This window comes from Micromonospora sp. CB01531 (genome assembly GCF_001905095.1).
Taxonomy (GTDB): Bacteria; Actinomycetota; Actinomycetes; order Mycobacteriales; family Micromonosporaceae; genus Micromonospora.
Genome location: NZ_LWLS01000092.1, coordinates 1 through 16492 on the forward strand (window position 1 = coordinate 1; position 16492 = coordinate 16492).

Consider the following 16492-nt stretch of genomic DNA (forward strand, 5'->3'; position numbering starts at 1 on the left):
ATCTTTCGACGTGTTGGGGTAGCCTTCACCCTGCAGGTGCCTTCCGTGACGGGATGATCAGGACTCTCGACAAGCCCTATTTTCCCAGATCAGAAGGCACTTCTGCGTTTCCAGCCCAGCCCATGGACAGCCGTTAACGAAGGGCTGAGGCTAGCGACCAAAGATCGTTAACCAGGTCCTCGTGAACCAGGGGGTGAGAGGACCCCCGGTTGAGGGTCTTGAAGACCTACGACTTGGCGCACGATTGATGCCTGGTCATGGCTGAACGACCGGGCCGCCGGCATCGCGGCCGGGCTCCGGGGTACAACGATCAGCACCGCACCAGTTTCGGGCCGATCGCCGTCGACCTGGCGCGGGTGGTGGTGGCAGCGCAGCGAGGTGACGCCACCGAGGCGGTGCAGCGGCACGCGGCGGTGATCCGGCGGAAGGTGTGGCGGCGGCTGCCGGCCGAGTATCGGGGCGCGTACCTGATTGATGCCGCGCGGGCGTACCTCTCGCTGGGTGACCTGCGCGGTGCCGCGCGGGCGCTGGTGGACGCCGACAGCATCGCGCCGGCGGAGGTCCGGTGCCGGCCGGTGGCGCGTACCGTGATCGCCGAGGTCGCCCGGGGGCACCCGGCGCCGGCCGGCGTGGCGCGCCTGGCCACGCTGGTCGGCCTCACCCGCTGACCGGCCGGCCTTCAACCCGACGCGCCACCGACCCCGACGTCGGCTCACCTTCACTGGCATCGAACAACGGCCGATCGCAGCGAAGCCGGATACGGCCATGCGTAAGCCCCGATCGTGCGGGTCGCGGCGCGCCCTCACATCGTCGCCAGAACCTGTCGGCTGTTGGCGAGTCGGGCGCTCTTGGCCTGCTCGTAGCGTTCGATGTCGGCGGAGCGGCTCGCGATCGTGCGCCGCTGGTGCTCCACCATCGCCGCCTGCCAGATCGTCACGAGACCCGTGCTGTCCTTGCAGGCGACGTCGGCCACCGCGGTCCGGCGCTCCACGTCGCTCGGACGGTCGGTGCTCCACCGCGGATCGTCGTTGGCCTGCCAGGGGTCGGCGTAGACGAACCCCTTGCCGGCCATGCACGTCGACCAGGCCCGGAACCCGGCCTGAACGCGCGGGTCCTGCTCTGCCTGATGGCCGGCCTGCAGCGCCATGTCGTACAGGAGCGTCTCGCCGACGGATGGCCCGCCCTCGGCCAGGCGCCGGTTCGCCTCGCCGAGACAGCCGCCCTCAGGGATCCGGCCGCCGGCCGGCACCGGTCCGTCGGCGTCGAACCGGGTGCCGGTAAGCGCCGCCGCCGTCTCCTTTGGAAGCGGTGGATCCTTGTCTTCAGCCGGGTCACCGCCGGATGCGGCGTGGTAGCCGAGGCGCTGTGCCTGGCCGTGCTTCACCAGTCCGTACAACCCGTCCCGCGCGGCAGCCGGGTCGGTGCGCTGCGGTTCCGGCGGCCGGTAGGAGATGCCGAGCCTGCGCATGCAGGCCACGACCAGCTTCGCCTCGGCCCACTGGAGAAGCAGGTCCTCGTCTCCAGACGGAAACAGGCGGTCCAACGGAAGGCTCATGGTCGCCACCGGCGATGGCTCGGCGGGCCGCTGCGCGGGCCCGCTCGGGTCACAGGCGGCACCGGCACCGAGGGCCAGGCAGGCCAGCACGAGGGCCGCGAATTGCCTGCGGATCATGGGCATGAAGACCTCGCTCAGGATGGAGGGGCCCGCGTTGCCGCCTACCTCACGGCCGACGCGAGCCCCTCGACGCGGTCCTATGGGCGGCAACGCGGTTGCGGTTGGCCGGCCCAGACGAAGCAGAACGAGCTGAATCGGTCGTTCCAGTTGTTCCCGTTCTCGTCCCGGTCCAGCGTGAGGTTCAGGGCCTCGTCCGACTGACCGCTGTTGGCCTTCTGACGCCAGAAGTAGAGGCCCTGGAAGTTCTCGTGCTCGAAGAGGCGGACGGGATTCACCGGATCGTAGTTGCGCAGCGAGCTGACGTTGTCGTGCAGCGAGCAGTCCGAAGTACAGGCAGCCACGAACGACCATTGCCGAAAGTCCGCGGTGGTCGCGGCGGTGTCGTAGCGACCGCCGCGCAGGTCGTTGTTCTGCCACATGCACAGTTCGCCGCTCTCGCACACGCCGTTGCGCGACGTCGACGCCTGGGCCGGGCCGGCCACGGCCAGGAGCCCGCTGGCCGCCAGCGCCAACGCACCGAAGAACGCCAGGATTTGTCGCTTCATGAGTCTCCTTAGCTGTGGGATCTTTGTGCCGGAGCTGAGTGATGAGGTGTTGGTGACACCGGTGTAGATGAAGTCAGTCAACCCTGGTGCAAAGGTTCAGCCGAAACTATTCGAACCAGTTCGAATCGGCCCCACATCATTGGATTTACGGCCCGGCGGTGTCTGCCAGCGTGGTGCCTCGCGTTGTGCGTTGGTACAAAACGTGGCGGCCGTCCCGATGCCTGCTGACGAGCCGGGCGCGGTGCAACGCACCGAGGTGGTAGGAGACCGTGCTGGCCGCCACGCCGTGCCGCGTCGCCAACTCCGCGGTCGAGCGGGCGACCTCGAGGTCCGTGAGCAGTGCGGCGCGCACGGCGCCGACCACCTCGGTGAGTCCCCCGGGACCACGGCAGCGGCGGTTCCCGACCCGGCTGGGCGGGTAGTAGATGATGGCGGGCATCGCATCGTCGATCTGCAACATGAGAGTTGGCCATGTCAGAACGGTGGCCGCGAGCACGAGGTCGTGGTCGGTGAGGTCGACCACGCGGTCATGAGGTGTGTCGATGATCAGCGAATCGCTGGTCCAGTTGACCCGTGGATGGAGCCGGCCGAGTACCTGGCCGATGCCGTTCCCGGCGATGGCCATGGATCGTGCCCCGATGTCGTTGTCAATGACTGTCTGAAGCGCTGGCCAGTCGTCGTGCAACGTCTCCCGCCAGAAGTGTGCGACACCGGCGGCGAGCCGCTGCTGCAGTCGCCCGGCTTCGGCGAGTCGTCGGATACGGTGTGGCGGCGGTCGGCCGCGATGTGACTCCGCGGTGGACAATACCTGGGTGTCAACGGCGTCCTGCGCGGCCGATTCGATCTCGGCGAGCTGGGCGTCCAGGATCTCGTGCCACGAACCGAGCCGCGGTTTCGGCGTCAGGAGATCGGGGATGTAGCCGGCTCCCTGAGGTGACAGCAGATCGGCGACCAACGACACGTCGGGATGCCGCAGAGCTCCTCGTGCGACCGGGCCCGGATCACCGAACACCGCGTGCCGGCGGGTGTTCGCGGCGAGGGCCAGCCACGCCATGGCCTCCATGGCCGGTGAAGCCGACCATCGGGTCCTGGCCAGCGTCCGCACGCCGAGTCGCAGAGTAATCATTCGACACTTCACCTGGTCCTCAGTGGATTCGAGCTCTCTCGAGTCGTTTCATCACAGCATGGAAGCGGCGCGGCATGGGGTCTGGTGGACGTGGACACTGTTCGCACCGGCGAAGGTCCGGTGACCCGTACCGTGATCGTCGAGGTCGCCCGGGGGCACCCGGCGCCGGCCGATGATCGGTCGGCGGGGCCGGTCCCGGCGAGGCGGTCCCCGCCGAGAACGGCCCGACCCGCGCGTTGTCAGCGCTCGAACCGGCTACAGATACGGGCGGGTGATGATCTCGATGGCGTGCCCCGCCGGGTCGAAGAAGTAGAACCCGCGCCCGCCGTGGTCGGTGTTGGTCTCCCCGGGGCGCTTCATCTGCGGGTCGGCCCAGTAGGTGATGCCTCGCTCCTCGATACGCGCCAGGCACCGCGCGAACAGCTCGTCGGCGACGAGGAACGCGTAGTGCTGCATCTGGATGTCCACCGGCGGCTCGGCGAACTGGAGCAGCACACCTTCGTCGAGCAGGACGTTGGCGAACGGCCCCCACGATGGTGCCTCCGGCAGCTCGAACAGCTCCCGGTAGAACGCGGCCGATGCGCTCTTGTCCTTCGTGGCGATGATCGTGTGGTTGAACGTGACTGCCATGCGTACCGTCTTGCCGGTAGATCCGAAGGCCCGACCAGATGCCCGCGGCGTCCACCAGCCGCACCGATGACAAAGCCCCGAAGGCACCGACGTGCCGGACTCCGCGCGAGACACACGTACGTCGTGTTGATCTCGGCGTGGCGGCTGAAGTAGCCACAACCTCCGGGGGGTAGGCCCATCTGGGGCGCGACGGAGTGCTAACTAACACGGTGGGTGTGCTCGTCGAGTTGATCACCGCCGCCACGCCGGTCAGCGCGCGCGTTCCGTGAAGCGCGGTCATTTGAAGAACCTGATGCCGAATCCGGTGTTCTTCGGCGGATCGCGACGAGTGGGTCGACCCAGGGCCAACGTTCGTGGTCGAGAATCTAGAGTCGGGGGGATGTGGATCCGGATCGACGGCACCGACCTTCCGGGGCGGCGCGCCGGTGTGGAGGCCGACGCACTGCGGCTCGGCAACGTGCACGTCGGGGTCCAGCGCAAGGCCGAGGTGGTCGATCAGGTAGCGGCCGACGCGGCTAAGGCGACGTGGAGCTTCGAGGTGTCCAGCCGGGAGATTGACGGGATGCTGGATGTCGGCGGACCGTGGGTGCATGGGCGCCCCGGAGCGCGGTTCCTGTATCTGAGCTGGGGCGCGGTGACCGATGACGGCTTCGCGATGTTCAGGCGGGCGAAGCTGATGTTCGCTGACGTTCCGACCGAGCTGCTCCGCGCCGCACACGAGGGCGGCGGGATCCTGGTCGGCCGGCTCGGTCTGACTGATGCCGCCGGCGGGCCGCTGTGCGCTCGGGTCCACCCTCCCGCCATCGCCTGGACGGTGGAGTGATCGCCGGAGAGTGACCCTGGCCCGGCGGCAGATCGAACGCATCTCCCGGTACGACTTCCCCGGTGCGGGAGCGGTGTGGTCTTTCGCCGGTCCACCGTGGCTGCGCGAACGCGCGTAGCACCGTGGTTGCCGATGACGCCAAGGTGTTGGGATCCGCCGTGATGATTGGCATTCGGCGACCCTGCCCTGGCAGTTCGCGGCCGACCTATCCCGGTCAGCCGGCAGGACCGGCAGCGCCGGGACTTCACCTTCGTGCCCAACACCGACGGACCGATCCTGCCGTGCGCACCGGTGTGGCGCAGCGCCGGCCACACCGCGCTGGTCCGCGCCTTTGTCCAAGCCGCCCGGGACGCCACATAAATAGCGGTCGAGGGCCGAACAGCCGTCGAACGGCATGGCATCCGCACCGGACTGCGGCATAACCGCCGGCTGGACATAAGGCGTGTAATGCCGAATTCGGCATTGCTTGCCCTTCTTCAGGTCACCGGTGTCATCGAGGATCAGCACCCCGGCCGGGTCGCCGAAGGCATTCACCACGTAGTCGCGTACGTCGTCACGGACCGCGTCGGCGTCCCACACCGCCTCGCCCAGCAGCCGCTGCATCGCGTGCGGCGACGCGTCCCCGGCCTGCTCCGCCAACTGCCAACACGACCGCGTGTCCACATCCGACAGCAAGCCGAGCAGGAACGAGCGGGCCTGCCGACGCGTCGCAGACGTGTCGCCGAGATCAATTTGGGGTTCGGCCGCGTCGGTCGGCGTGTCTACTCTCGTTCGATCTTGGCTAGGGGCCTGCTGGGTCGTAGACGCACTGCGCAGACCTCGGGGCGAGCAGTCGAGGCAGGAGAGCAGCTCCGGGCCGCTCCCGCGTTGAGGGTGACCACGGCCGGGTCGTCCCATTCGGCGAGGGTGGCGGCCAGGTCGTGCACCTGGTGTCGGTAGCCGGTGGTCACCTGCTCGGGTACCGGGTCGGTGTCCACCGCCCGGTATCCGGCGAGGGCTCGGGGCAAGGCGAACAGGAACCGGGCCGGGAGTCCTCGGGCCGGCGAGGTCGGCGTTGCCGCCGAACTTGCGTAGCACCGAGGGTTGCGCCATCACGCACATGGTCAACGCGGGTTTGTCGACCGAGGCACCCTCGCGGGTCTGCCGTTCGTTGCTCATCGGCTGTCCCGCATGCCCCTTCAGGTGCGGGGCCGGAGGCACGGCCAAGGCCCGGTTCCTGCCGGGAAACGCGGAACGGCCCCGAGGATTTCCCTCAGGGCCGTTCCGATGTGGTAGCGGGGACAGGATTTGAACCTGCGACCTCTGGGTTATGAGCCCAGCGAGCTACCGAGCTGCTCCACCCCGCGTCGGTTCGTACACCGTATCTCACCACCCCCGGCCGCCGCGGCACGACCCCTGACCGGGGCGGTCCGGGCCGCGCGCCGTGTCGCATCTGTGTCGCCGTAACCCTGTTCATCGGCGTTCGCGCTGGCCAGAGGCTTGGGCGTGGCGCTCTGTAAATCCGTCGCGAAAGCTACAGAGGTTCGCCCGCCACCAGGTGCGACAACGGCCCTTGACCAGCAGGAATGCTGATTGTCGTCGACGCGTGAAAACTGACCCCCTGGTGGCGGGTGAATGTTGACCCCCTGCGAATGATCAGGCGGGTGTTGAGCGTGGAGGACTGGGCGGAGATCCGCCGGCTGCACCGGTCGGAGCAGATGCCGATCAAGGCGATCGCTCGCCGGTTGGGTATCTCGAAGAACACGGTCCGTCGGGCGTTGGCGGCGTCGGAGCCGCCGAAGTACGTGCGCAAGCCTGCGGGCTCGGTCGTGGACGCGGTCGAGCCGCAGATCAGAGCGTTGTTGGCGTCGGGGATGCCCGCGACGGTGATCGCCGAACGCATCGGGTGGACTCGTGGGCTGACGGTGCTCAAGGACCGGGTGCGGGCGCTGCGCCCGCAGTACCAGCCCGTGGATCCGGTGTCGCGGACGACGTATCAGCCGGGTGAACTCGCGCAGTGCGACCTGTGGTTCCCGCCGGCGGACGTCCCGGTCGGCGGCGGGCAGGTGGCGCGACCGCCGGTGCTGGTGATGGTGTCCGGCTACTCGCGCTGGCTGATGGCTCGGATGATCCCCTCGCGGCAGGCTCACGACCTGATCGCCGGGCACTGGGCGCTGCTGTCCGGGCTCGGTGCGGTGCCCAGGGCGCTGGTCTGGGACAACGAACCCGCGGTCGGGTCATGGAAGGCGGGCAGGCCTGCGTTGAGCCGGGAGTTCGAGTCGTTCCGCGGCACTCTCGGCGTCAAGGTCGTGCAGTTGCGGCCACGGGATCCCGAGTCCAAGGGCCTGGTGGAACGCGCCAACGGCTACCTGGAGACCTCGTTCCTGCCCGGCCGGGTGTTCGCCTCGCCACGGGACTTCAACGACCAGCTCACCGACTGGCTGACCCTGGCCAACGGGCGTCATCACCGGCGCATCGAGTGCCGACCGGTCGACCGTCTCGGCGCCGACCAGGCCGCGATGGTTGCCCTGCCGCCGGTCGCTCCCGTGCTGGGCTGGCGGCATCAGGTCCGGCTCGGACGTGACCACTGGGTGCGGGTGGAGACGTGCGACTACTCGGTGCATCCTGCCGCGATCGGCCGGCTGGTTGACGTCGTCGCGGACCTGGACAACGTGACCGTCACCTGCGCCGGGCAGCCCGTCGCACGCCATGAGCGCAGCTGGGCGCCGCACCAGACCATCACCGACCCCGCCCATGCCGAGGAAGCCGCCCGGCTGCGCCGCGCGCATCTGGGCATCGTCCGGCAGCGCGGCGCGACCACCGAGGTCGAGCAGCGCAGCCTGGCCAACTACGACCGCATCTTCGGCGTCGACATCGAGGAGGTGGCCTGATGCCCAGCCGCGCCGATACCGACGCCAAGCCGCGCACCGGCCGTGACACCGCCGCGGAACTGGCCTACCTCACCCGCGCGATGAAGGCCCCGGCCCTGGCAGCCGCCGTCGACCGCCTCGCCGAACGCGCCCGGACGGAGAACTGGACGTTCGAGGAATACCTGGCCGCCTGCCTGGCCCGGGAGGTGTCCTCACGCGAGTCCTCCGGCGGTGAGCAGCGCATCCGCGCTGCCCGGTTCCCGGCCCGCAAGAGCCTGGAGGAGTTCGACTACGACCACCAGCGCTCCGCCGACCGCACCACCATCGCCCACCTCGGCACGCTGGACTTCATCGCCGCGAAGGAGAACGTGATCTTCCTCGGGCCGCCCGGGACCGGCAAGACCCACCTCGCCACCGGGCTCGGGATCCGCGCCTGCCAGGCCGGCCACCGCGTCGCATTCGCCACCGCCGCCGAATGGGTCGCCCGACTGGCCGAGGCCCACCAGACCGGCAAACTGCAGCAGGAACTCGTCAAACTCGCCCGCATCCCGCTGCTGATCATCGACGAGGTCGGCTACATCCCGTTCGAGGCCGAAGCCGCGAACCTGTTCTTCCAGCTCGTCTCCTCCCGCTACGAGCGGGCCTCGCTCATCGTCACCTCGAACATGCCCTTCGGCCGCTGGGGCGAGGTGTTCGGCGACGAAGTCGTCGCCGCCGCGATGATCGACCGGCTCGTGCACCACGCCGAGGTCATCAGCCTCAAGGGCGACAGCTACCGCATCCGCAACCGAGACCTCGGCCGGCCAGTACCGCCAGCCGACAAGCACGACCACCGATAGAACCGAACCAGCAGGGGGTCAATTTTCGACCGTCGCTAGGGGGTCACTTTTCGGCCGTCGTTGACACTGATCGGGGGCCGTTGCCGTTTGTCCGGCCAGGTCCGGCTGGATGGAAGCGGTAGGTCCATGCGGCAACAACACCGCGATCGGCGATGATGACATCTGCGGGTGTAGTCCTCGTCCGGAATCAGGTGGCGTCAGAAACCACCATGATCACCGATGGGGCCCACACCCGCCCCACGAGACCCCGCCCTAGCTAGCCAACACAGCCGAAAGCCCAAGTCAGCCATATATCAAACGACTACGCGATAGCTCCGAATGGCCTGGTCACATGCGGCGAGGACATGACCGGCGGCGGTGTCGGTGGTGCGGGCGGCTCGCAGCGTCTTGCCGTCCACCGCGACCGCCCGCCTGCCCGCTGATGTGACCGCGGTTCGCGCGGCGAGCCAGCCGCCGATGGCTGTGGTGAGCAGGTCCGGTCCAGGGCCTGCAACAGGCGGCGGATCATCGCCTCCGACGAGCGCCGGTCCGGGGCGATACCCAACGCCAACGCGGTGGTGTCCGGGATGTCGGTGACCCGCTCGGCGATCGCGGTGTATGAGCGGAGACCAGCCACCACAGCGCACACCGCCGCGGTCACCACGACGACCAACCCATGCCGCACGCCCCCGGCGGGCACGGGGATCCGACAGTTCGGCCAACGCGGCGGGCAGCCCCACAGCGGTTTCGGGCACCGTGACAGCCGGTGCGCCGGACAAGGACGAGATCAGCGATGATGGCAGGGCGGGCATGACTCACTTCGGACGATCGACAAGGCGTGGAGAACGTCGATGATCATCTGAACCGGTCATGCCCGCCGTGCTACCACCAGCAAGGGCGCGTGTACACCAAACCGGTCAACCGGACAGCCCACGACTTGGCCGGGGCCCTGGGGGGTGTGTGCCCCCTGGTTCGGCGCCGCGATCACCGCTCTATTGATGGCGGCTGGCCTTCCGATGACGGGGGTGAGCAAGCCCAACAGCGCGTGGCCGATGGTCGGGACGAGCTGAGCGACCTGCGTTTCGGTGCTGGCGACGTGGCGACGGCATCAGCCAGAAACTCACGCGCCAACGGCGAGCAAACATGATGTGATGAACGGCTGTGGATGAAGGGAAACAACTCCTCGGCGGTCGCTCAGACCTGATGATCGCAATGGAGCAGAACCTCGCCGAACATGCCTGTCACTTGCACCGGCATGTGGCGGGCTCGACCGTCATTGAAACCAACGACCTCCTGATCGCCGACAGTGGCCTGGACGACGACACCTTCAACATCGTTGCGGCGGCGCGTCTCACGCCGGACACCGCCCCGACCCGGATCACGCAGACCCTTCAGGCACTGGCCACCACCGGGCGTCCCTTCTCGTGGTGGGTGGGCCCGGCCTCCACGCCAGCGGATCTCGCCTCGCTCCTGGAAAGTGCCGGTCTCCAGGCATCCGAGACCGAGACCGGCATGTGGCAGGACCTACGTGGGGCCCCGCCTCAGCAACCTGCTGTGGATCTGGCCATCTGCCGGGTGAGGACCCCCGGGCAACTCGCCGATTACTCGACCGTTCTGGCTGCGAACTGGAACCCACCGGCCGCCACGGTGCGCCGCTTCTTTGCTGATGCCGCCGACTGGGCTCTCACCCCCGACTGCCCCGCTCGCTACCTGGTCGGCTACGTCGACGGCCGCCCCGTCTGCTCGGCTGAGGTCTTCCTGCACTCGGGAGTCGCTGGGATCTACAACATCGCTACCCTGGCGACCGACCGCCGGCGCGGCTACGGCAGCGCCATCACCCTGGCGGCCTTGCGCACCGCGTACGGCGCGGGCTACCGCACGGTGGTCCTGCAAGCATCCGTCGAGGGCGAACCCGTCTACCGCCGGCTTGGGTTCCAATCCTGCGGCCGCTTCACCGAGTACGCCATCACTCCCTGAGACCGGGTGCGGCCCCTCCCGCGCGGGGAGGGGCCGCACCTTTCTGCTGCGTGGTTGGTCAGGGCGTTGGCAGGCTGGTGAACACCAGCGGCCCGGACGGTGCCGGAGCGCCGCCGTTGGGGTAGCCCCACCCCGCGCGGTTGCCCGCCGAGGTGGTGAGCGTGAAGCCCACCGTGTACGTCCCCGGAGGCAGGTCGCGGAAGTGCACGGGCAGCGAGACGTGCCCGTCGGGCCCGACGTGGATGCCGCCGTTCGCGCCGCCCACGGAGTGGCCGAGGGAGTTGTAGATGGTGGTTGAGAAGCCGTCTACCGGAGCGAGCGTGACGTCGTCGATGGTGACGTCGACGCTGATGCCGTTGAACAGCTCGCCGGGAGCGGCCTCGGTGCGGCTCAGTGCCGCCGCGATCGCCACCGGCCGGGTCGTGTCGGGCACCCGGGTGGCCCGCAGGTCCAGCGCGGGTGCGCCGTAGTAGGCACCGTATACCGAGACTGAACCGGCCGCGTCGGTGAGCAGGATGCCATCGATGGTGCAAGAGCTGCTCAGCTGGCTCATCACCACCGGCAGTGAGTATGTGCCCGCCGGTCCCTCGGTCAGCACCTGGTTCCAAGTCGAGCAGCTCATGGTCTCGACCGTGGCGGTCAGCTCGCCCTGTACTCCGCTCGCGGTGAACGTCAGCGTGGTCGCCGCCGACTCGCGCCAGTTGTTCACCTGCGTCGGGTTCAGCGCGAACCCGGTGGCGCGTATCACCTCGTTGCGAGTGACCCGCACCGTCGGCGCGCCGAGGTCGGTGTAGCGCTTGGTGTTGCCAGCCTGGTCGGTCAGGCTGACCGCCTTCACCTTCCAGTCGCCCGTGGGGCTGTCAGCAGGCAGGGTCACCGGCAGGTTGCACTCCACGAACCAGATGTCGCCCCAGACCTGACTGTCGCCGCAGAGCTGGTATCCCTGACCGCTGTCTACCAGCGTGAACGGTGAGACGATCTCGGCGTTGCCGGGGCCGTCCAGCTCGATGTGGCCCTTCCAGAAGCCCGCGCCCGGCTCGTCCTGGACGTACAGGCCGTAGCGCAGGGTTGCGCCGGAGCCGTCGTCGTACACCTGAGTCTTGGTCGGCGAGGTGAGCCAGACCCGGTCAATCACCGGCGGCGCGGTGTCGGGGAGCTGGGTGGCGGCCAGCACGGCGGCCCGGCTGATCTTGTTGCCGGACAGGGTCTGCGTGGTGCCCTGGTCGTCGGTCGCGGTGATCTTCGTGACGCGATAGGTCACCGGCGCGGCCGGGCCGTACTCGGACACGAAGAAGTCGTAGGCGTATGACGAGCTGGCGATCCCGCCCGTGTACGGCCCGACGACGGGCCAGCCGCCGTCGAGACTGAACCGGATCTGCTCCTCAGGCCCGAGCGGGGTGGTGCCGCTGTAACGCTGCACGTAGATGCTGCCGCTGAGGTTGCGGGCGGTGGTCGACGTGTCGGTCACCGTCCAGTTCAGGGTGACGGTCGTGCCGCCGGTGGTGGTGTCGACCTGATCCGTCGCGAATGCGATGCCGGCGAAGGCGATCTTCGGTTTCGCCGCCGCGGCGGCCGGTACGGCCGCCGCCGTGAGCAGCGCCATGGCCGCAGTGGCGGTGGCCAGGATGCGTGAGACTGCGCGAAGGCGCGCAGCAGCCATGTGTCCTCCCCGTTGAAGTGCGACCGGACCGCGATGGTTCGGTCGGCCGTGCAGCGGACTGCGCGCGCAGCGTATTCGATGCGCACCAGAGCGGGAAGGCCTATTTGGCGTCTCCCTGGCGCTGAGGGGCGCGGTGCACCCGGGCCAGCTGACCGCGGGGCGGTCCACGATGGTGCTGGTGCCGCACGAGCCGATGACGGCCGTGCCCGCCTTAGGGTGATGTCGTAGTACGAGGCCGCGTGGATCTTGTCGCCGCCGTAGGCCGCCCGCACCTGGTGGGTGCCGGCGTTGGGCAGCATGCGGATGGTGTGGGAGGCAGCGCCCTTCTTGACCGGAGCCTCGCAGAGCGCGTCCTGACCGATCAGGAACTGCACCGGACCGGTCGCCTGGGTCGGCCCCCTTCGGTCGGGGTCAGGGTCCGGTCGAAGGGGGGCCGACCAAGGCAGGCAGGCGGGGCACCGCGTGGCCGCCTAACCGTGAGAAACAGCGGGGAAACCTGCTTCCAGCGGGTGGCCGGGCCCGGCGTGAGCAGGCCGCCGACCACCAAAAGACGATGAGTTACTGATCAGTCACCCATTGTTTAATCGTGCTATTTCCATGGATGATTGCGCCGATGGCCCGAACGCCGGTGCTCCGTCGTCCGGGTCAGCTCGCCCACCGGATGAAGGAGAGTGCCTGGTGTGTGACACCGATCATCTTGAGCCCTCCGGCATGAACCGTCGCGACCTGCTGGGACTTCTCGGCGCGGCCGGCGCCGGGTTGGCCGTCGCCCCCGTCCTGACCTCAGACCCGGCACTGGCCGCCGCGTCGGACCTCGCGCTCGACCCGAAGACAATGCCCGCCGACCCGGTCAACTACGAGCCACCGACCGCACTCGCCATCGATTCGCAGGCCAAGGACTCGGCCATCTCCTGGATCGACCGCAACGAACACCGCATCGTGGGGTTGAATGACCGGATCTGGGAGTACGCCGAGCCATCCCTGGCCGAGTGGAACTCGTCCTGGGCCGAGGCGGACTTCCTGCAGGCCAACGGCTTCACCATCAAGTGGGGCGCCGGCGGCATGCCCACCGCGTTCGTCGCCACCTTCAGCCATGGCACCGGTAAGCCGGTGATCGGATTCAGCGGGGAGTACGACGCGCTACCCGGGCTGTCGCAGGAGAAGGGCAACCCGCAGCATTCGCCCCTGGTTTACCACCACGACCCGTACGCTCCCACGTACGGCTTCGGGCATGGGTGCGGCCACTGCGCGCTCGGCGCGGCCGCGGCGGGTGCGGCTGTCGCGGCCGCCACGGCGATGCGCGCTCGTAACCTCGACGGCACGATCAAGTTCTTCGGCTCGACGGCGGAGGAGCAACTGGTCGGCAAGTCGGTGGCGGTGCGAGCCGGCGTCTACAAGGGCCTTGATGCCTTCGTCGACTGGCATCCGAGCAGCGGCAACAGCACGAGCTGGTCGTCGAGCAACGCGATGTACAGCATCGCCTTCCATTTCCTCGGCACGGACGGCCACGGCGGGTCACCGCTCGCGACCCGATCCAGCCAGGACGCGGTGACGGCGATGGCGATGCTGACCGAGTACTTGCGGGAGAGCGACCAGGCGCACACCTCCCGGATGCACTACGCGATCCGGCAGACCGGTCAGGCGCCGAACGTCTTCCCCACGCTGTCGAGCATCTGGTACTACGCCCGCGAGGGCAGCCCGGAACGCGCGAAGATCCTGATGGACAAGATCATCAAGTGCGGGGAGGCGGCGGCGATGGCCACCGGCACCCGGATGGAGTACCGCATCATGGGTGGCGTCTGGAACCAGCTCGGCAACAAGCGGGGCGCCGAGCTGATGTACGCCAACATGACGCAGATCGGTGCGCCGAAGTTCTCGGCCCAGGACCAGGCGTTCGGCAAGGCGCTGCAACGGTCCAACGGAACGGCGGAGACTGGCTTCTCCGAAACCATCACCGAGCTGCGACCGCCGGCCACGGTCTTCATGGGCGGAGGCTCGACCGACGTCGCCGACATCAGTTGGCAGGTGCCGACGATCGGAATGGGGACCGCGCATCAGCCCGGCGGCACGAAGAACCACTCGTGGCACCACACCGCGACCGCGGCCTCCCACGCCGGGCACCTCACCACCCTGATCGCCGCCAAGTACCTGGCGGCCACCACCATCGACCTGCTGACCCAACCGACGGTGCTGGGCGAGATGAAGGACGAGTTCGACCGGCGTACGGCCAAGATCAAGTGGAAGAGCCTGCTGCCTGGCGACTACGAGTTGCCGCTGTACGAGCCGCCGTCGTGGTTCCTGGAGCGGACCGGGCAGTCGTGGCCGCCGCCCGGCGTCAAGTGGCCGCCCCGGCGGGTCGTCTCGACCGAGACGGCCCCGGACCTCGGGCCCGCGCTGCCACCGTCGAACCTGCCCCCGCTGGACTGATCCGTACCGGTGCGCCCGGCCAGGCAGCCGATCGCCTGGCCGGGCGCCACCTCGGCCGCCCCTCTCGCCTGGCCGCTGCTGCGGCCCATTGCTGGTGGCGGTCAGTTGCCGCTGCGGTACGGGCCGTCCACGTAGACGAGCGCGTCGCCGACGGCCCGCTCGGTCGACCCGCTGGGTCGGTTGATCAGGGCGCCCTCGACGGACATGGCGGTGGAGCCGCCGCCGTCGAGGTTGACCGCGTCGGACATGCCGAGCGCCTGGGCGACGGCGGCGGTCTCGTCCATGGTGGTGCCGACGCTGGTGGTCTGGCGGCCGTCGATGGTCGCGAGGACGATCTTTCCGTCTCGGGTGGTGCCGGCGATGGTGCGCGGGTTGCGGTCGAAGAAGCTGCCGGAGCCGGCCGGTACGACGATCTGGCCGTCGGCCGTCAGCGGGTACCGCCCGGTCACTCCGAACAGGCCGGGCCGCACGGGCAGGTGCTCGCCGTTCTGGTCGGTCAGGGTCGAGGTGGTGCTCACGCACCCCTGCGCGGTCACGTTGAGCAGGGCGGCGGTGTCCCGCCCGGTGGCCTGCAGCGAGGTCTGGCCGGCCGCGAGGGTGGTGCCCCGGGTGGTGGAGGTGCGCACCACGCAGCCGAGCCGGTCGAGGACGACCTCCACGCCGGCGCCGGACGGGGTGGCCGCGGCGAACTCGGGGGTGAACTCGACGACGTCGCCGGGGAGGGTGCACTGCGTCTGGTCGGCGAGGGCGGCGCAGCCGGCGGGCACGACCGGCGGGTGGTTGATGAACTCCAGCGGCAGGGTGGCGTCGGTCTGCCGGTTCCGTACGCTGCCCGACCAGCTCAGCTTCCCGGTCAGGGCGCGGTTGCTGTTGGCGTCGACGACGAAGTTGACCTCGGCCGGGTCGGCGATCGGCTCGCTGAGCAGCTTCCCGCCGAACAGCCCCAGCCCGACCGGGTCGCCCGGGTAGAGCTGGCTGGCGGTGAAGGTGAAGAAGGAGGCGTTGACCCCGGCCAGGGCGCCGGAGGCGCGGACCAGGTCGGTGGTCTTCTCGACCTTGGCGAGGTCCGGGCCGTACGTCGCCTTCAGGTGCCCGCGGGCCTTGCTCGGGTCGATGGCGAGCACGTTGATCACCCACGGCCCCCGCGTGGTGGTGTTGATCTGGTCGGCGGGCGCCGGCGCGCTGCCCCGCTCGATCCGGGTAAGGGTGACGCCCTCGGCCAGGGCACGACTGGTGCGTACCTCCGTCAGGTCGGCGTCGCCGAGCGGGAGGGCGTCGGTGGCGGCCTCGGCCCGGGCCTGCGGGACGACACCGAGCGCCACCGCGGCGAGGGTGGCCGCCGCGAGCGCGCCGGCCCGGCGGAAGCGGGACAGGTCAGCAGTGGAAACAGTCATGGCCGTGATCTTGGCGGCGCCGAGGAACCACGGTCCCGACTCCACTTGACACCGAGCCGAATTGTGGTTGAGGAACAGCTGACCCGAAGGAGTCGACGTGAGCGGCACCAACAAGCCGATCGGCTACTGGCTCAAGCACCTGCACAACCTGATCGAGGAGCAGTTCGACGCGACGCTGGGCGACCTCGGCCTCGACCGCCGGCAGTGGCAGATCCTGAACGTGCTGGCTAGCGCGGCGCGGAGCCGCGGCGAGATCGAGCAGGCGCTGGCGCCGTTCTGGCCGGACGGCGTACCCCACTTCGGCGCGATCCTCGACGGTCCCGACGGCCTGGTCACGTGGGGATGGGTGGCGGACGACGGCGACGCGCTCACCCTGACCGAGCAGGGGCGCGCGGCGCACCGTTGGGCGGCCGAGCGCGTCGGCGAGACTCGGCGGCTGCTGCTGCACGGACTCAGCCCCGAGCAGTACGCCGAGACCGTTCGGATCCTGTCGGTCATGGCCGACAACGTCGAAACAGCGTTGGCCAGCCGCGCCGGCGAGCAGGACTGAATGGTCTGCGGGTGGTTC

Annotated in this window: 14 protein-coding genes, 1 tRNA gene and 2 pseudogenes; 7 read left to right on the top strand and 10 right to left on the bottom strand. The window is 69.1% G+C overall.

The genetic code is table 11. From position 1 onward, the window contains the following. Window positions 1–257 precede the first annotated feature (257 nt). Window positions 258–668: a hypothetical protein gene (locus tag A6A27_RS27580; protein ID WP_241825491.1), complete on the top strand. Its 411-nt coding sequence runs from the start codon at window positions 258–260 to the stop codon at window positions 666–668. Between the two features lie 134 nt (window positions 669–802). Here the strand turns inward: A6A27_RS27580 and A6A27_RS27585 are convergent, their stop codons facing one another. The 4 genes from A6A27_RS27585 to A6A27_RS27600 all read right to left on the bottom strand — a co-directional run bounded on the left by A6A27_RS27585 (window position 803) and on the right by A6A27_RS27600 (window position 3976). Then, window positions 803–1672, bottom strand: coding sequence for a hypothetical protein (locus tag A6A27_RS27585; RefSeq protein ID WP_073837564.1), 870 nt, complete (start codon window positions 1670–1672; stop codon window positions 803–805). Between the two features lie 80 nt (window positions 1673–1752). Next, the gene (locus A6A27_RS27590) at window positions 1753–2301 is read right to left on the bottom strand and encodes a peptidase inhibitor family I36 protein (RefSeq protein ID WP_143194214.1); all 549 of its coding nucleotides are present in this window, start codon (window positions 2299–2301) and stop codon (window positions 1753–1755) included. Between the two features lie 64 nt (window positions 2302–2365). Beyond that, window positions 2366–3175: an ArsR/SmtB family transcription factor gene (locus A6A27_RS27595; RefSeq protein ID WP_198940475.1), complete on the bottom strand. Its 810-nt coding sequence runs from the start codon at window positions 3173–3175 to the stop codon at window positions 2366–2368. Window positions 3176–3601: 426 nt separating this feature from the next. Next, the gene (locus A6A27_RS27600; protein WP_073837567.1) at window positions 3602–3976 is read right to left on the bottom strand and encodes a VOC family protein; all 375 of its coding nucleotides are present in this window, start codon (window positions 3974–3976) and stop codon (window positions 3602–3604) included. Window positions 3977–4355: 379 nt separating this feature from the next. Between A6A27_RS27600 and A6A27_RS27605 the strand changes: the two genes are divergently transcribed. Next, window positions 4356–4799: a DUF5990 family protein gene (locus A6A27_RS27605; protein ID WP_073837568.1), complete on the top strand. Its 444-nt coding sequence runs from the start codon at window positions 4356–4358 to the stop codon at window positions 4797–4799. A gap of 453 nt (window positions 4800–5252) precedes the next feature. Here A6A27_RS27605 and A6A27_RS47720 read toward each other — a convergent pair. The 4 genes and pseudogenes from A6A27_RS47720 to A6A27_RS27625 all read right to left on the bottom strand — a co-directional run. After that, window positions 5253–5531, bottom strand: a pseudogene (locus tag A6A27_RS47720) (transposase); the annotation flags it as partial. A 29-nt stretch (window positions 5532–5560) separates the two neighbouring features. Then, window positions 5561–5806 carry a hypothetical protein gene (locus tag A6A27_RS47725; RefSeq protein ID WP_443190011.1) on the bottom strand — a complete coding sequence of 82 codons (246 nt, stop codon included), beginning with the start codon at window positions 5804–5806 and terminating at the stop codon, window positions 5561–5563. A gap of 94 nt (window positions 5807–5900) precedes the next feature. Then, window positions 5901–5957: pseudogene (locus A6A27_RS47730) on the bottom strand (hypothetical protein); the annotation flags it as partial. Between the two features lie 111 nt (window positions 5958–6068). Further along, window positions 6069–6145: transfer RNA gene (locus A6A27_RS27625), tRNA-Met, on the bottom strand. Window positions 6146–6442: 297 nt separating this feature from the next. On the opposite strand from A6A27_RS27625, the gene istA reads away from it, so the two are divergent. The 3 genes from istA to A6A27_RS27645 all read left to right on the top strand — a co-directional run bounded on the left by istA (window position 6443) and on the right by A6A27_RS27645 (window position 10443). Continuing rightward, window positions 6443–7669, top strand: a complete 1227-nt coding sequence (gene istA, locus A6A27_RS27630; RefSeq protein ID WP_073837570.1) for an IS21 family transposase — start codon at window positions 6443–6445, stop codon at window positions 7667–7669. Continuing rightward, the gene (istB, locus tag A6A27_RS27635; protein ID WP_073837571.1) at window positions 7669–8487 is read left to right on the top strand and encodes an IS21-like element helper ATPase IstB; all 819 of its coding nucleotides are present in this window, start codon (window positions 7669–7671) and stop codon (window positions 8485–8487) included. The genes istA and istB overlap by 1 nt, the downstream gene beginning before the upstream one ends. Before the next feature lie 1191 nt (window positions 8488–9678). Continuing rightward, window positions 9679–10443, top strand: coding sequence for a GNAT family N-acetyltransferase (locus tag A6A27_RS27645; protein ID WP_073837572.1), 765 nt, complete (start codon window positions 9679–9681; stop codon window positions 10441–10443). Window positions 10444–10501: 58 nt separating this feature from the next. Here the strand turns inward: A6A27_RS27645 and A6A27_RS46310 are convergent, their stop codons facing one another. After that, entirely contained in the window at window positions 10502–12103 is a 1602-nt protein-coding gene (locus A6A27_RS46310; RefSeq protein WP_241825492.1) for a hypothetical protein, read from the bottom strand. A gap of 678 nt (window positions 12104–12781) precedes the next feature. Here A6A27_RS46310 and A6A27_RS27655 point away from each other — a divergent pair. Then, window positions 12782–14530, top strand: a complete 1749-nt coding sequence (locus tag A6A27_RS27655) for an amidohydrolase (protein WP_198940476.1) — start codon at window positions 12782–12784, stop codon at window positions 14528–14530. Between the two features lie 101 nt (window positions 14531–14631). Here A6A27_RS27655 and A6A27_RS27660 read toward each other — a convergent pair whose 3' ends face one another. Then, the gene (locus A6A27_RS27660) at window positions 14632–15924 is read right to left on the bottom strand and encodes a phosphodiester glycosidase family protein (protein ID WP_073837595.1); all 1293 of its coding nucleotides are present in this window, start codon (window positions 15922–15924) and stop codon (window positions 14632–14634) included. A gap of 97 nt (window positions 15925–16021) precedes the next feature. Here A6A27_RS27660 and A6A27_RS43530 point away from each other — a divergent pair, with 97 nt between their 5' ends. Further along, window positions 16022–16474: a MarR family winged helix-turn-helix transcriptional regulator gene (locus tag A6A27_RS43530; RefSeq protein ID WP_073837575.1), complete on the top strand. Its 453-nt coding sequence runs from the start codon at window positions 16022–16024 to the stop codon at window positions 16472–16474. Window positions 16475–16492 lie beyond the last annotated feature (18 nt).